A 1647-nucleotide genomic window follows, 5' to 3' on the forward strand; every position below is an offset into this window, starting at 1 on the left:
TTTCAATGTCCCTGTGCCCTCTCGTCGAGTGCTCATCTATAATACCATCTATCCTCTACCTTTGCAAGTCTTTTTTTACTTTTTTTCGTTTTTTTATTTAACCCTTTTTTTTCTCTCTTTATCACATCCTTAATTATATAATGTCATTTCTCTTTTTTCTTTAAAGTATGCAAACTCGGTCCATCAATTAAATGACCATAAGCATCATAAGTTGACTGATGACACGGACACAACCATATCTTATCTTTTTGATCAAATTCTATAATACATTTTAAATGCGGACAATATGGAGAAAATACATGCCATTTTCCATTTTCATCTTTATAGACTGCTTTGAGTTTCCCATTTTCACGAACAATAGCACCTTCACCATTTTGTATTTGATTCACTTTCTTATAATGAAACCTTGGATATATAAAACCCTTATAATATGAATTCATGATTTTCTTTTGATATTCCTTAGCAAAAGATAGTGAAAAATATTGACAGCTATATAAACTTTTATAGGGATTCTCTTGCTGTAAAATTAAATCTTTAATTAATTTGGCCGCTACCTGAGATAATGTCATGCCCCATTTTTGAAAACCATAAATTACATATTCCTGACTTCCCGGTTTTATCTCACCAATATAAGGTACTCCACGTAATGGCACACTATCTAATGCATACCATTCTTGACTCGCCATATCAATATATATTCCCTTATCCTGTACCGGTCTATAACTATCAGTATGATCTATACATAGTAAACTTTGATTCTCTTCTTTATTTCGCAAATCAACATTCTCTTTTGTCTGAAACAACTTTGCAAAATAAATCCCTTTTTTAATAAAAGGATACCTTGTCGCATGAATAACATAGCGACTTCGAATCTTATGATGATTGACTTTTAAAATAAAACCATCTTTTTTGCGTTCAATACTTTTAACCATACTCTTTTCATAAAAAACAATACCATCTTTTTGACACTTATCAATTAACCCATACATATATTTCAAAGGATGAAAAACCGCTTGATGTTTTAAGCCAACTGATGCTAAATGTTGTGAATCTTTGACGACTTCCACATGAAAAGATTTTAATATGTACTCAAGTTCCTGAATCATAGAAACATATTGAGAATCATCAGTATATACATACGCATCGTTTTCCTGAAAATCACATGCAATATCTTCCTTACGAATAATATCTTTAATTGTATTCAACGCTTCCTCTTGCGAACGAAAATACAGATGTGCATAATGTATATTATAATGTTTTTTAAGAAGTGGATAGATTTTCCCATGTAAAACCGTTAGTTTTGCAGTCGTATGTCCACTCGTATGACTTGCAATCTGATCTTTATCTACAACAATAACACGATAGGGTAAATCTTTTAATTGATAAGCCAGTGAAACCCCAGCCATTCCTGCCCCAATAATAACAATATCTGTATCCATATCATCTTGAATAGATGCACATCTTTGAATAGATGAAGTTTTCTGCCAATAAGATTGATTCATATTTATATCACCATGTGATATTCTTTCCAAAAATAATCAGTTTAAACAAAAAAAGAACTAAGATTCAGTCAATGTCGTCAATTTAACGACAAATTTAAATTAGAAATCTGACATATTCAGATTTCTTTTTTTGTTTATTAAGATT

General features: G+C 30.8%; 1 protein-coding gene. It reads right to left on the reverse strand.

Annotated elements, in window-relative coordinates; all coding sequences use genetic code 11:
• Window positions 1-143 precede the first annotated feature (143 nt).
• A complete protein-coding gene (locus tag ACESR5_RS11980; protein ID WP_373155987.1) occupies window positions 144-1502 on the reverse strand; it encodes an FAD-dependent oxidoreductase in 1359 nt (452 codons plus the stop codon).
• Window positions 1503-1647 lie beyond the last annotated feature (145 nt).

This window comes from Clostridium sp. AUH-JLR23, from assembly GCF_964238065.1.
GTDB classification, from domain to species: Bacteria; Bacillota_I; Bacilli_A; order Erysipelotrichales; family Coprobacillaceae; genus Allocoprobacillus; species Allocoprobacillus merdigallinarum.

Coding starts and splice junctions, on each gene's coding strand:
- ACESR5_RS11980 (WP_373155987.1), bottom strand. CDS start 1,502: ATGAATCAATCTTATTGGCAGAAAACTTCATCTATTCAAAGATGTGCA.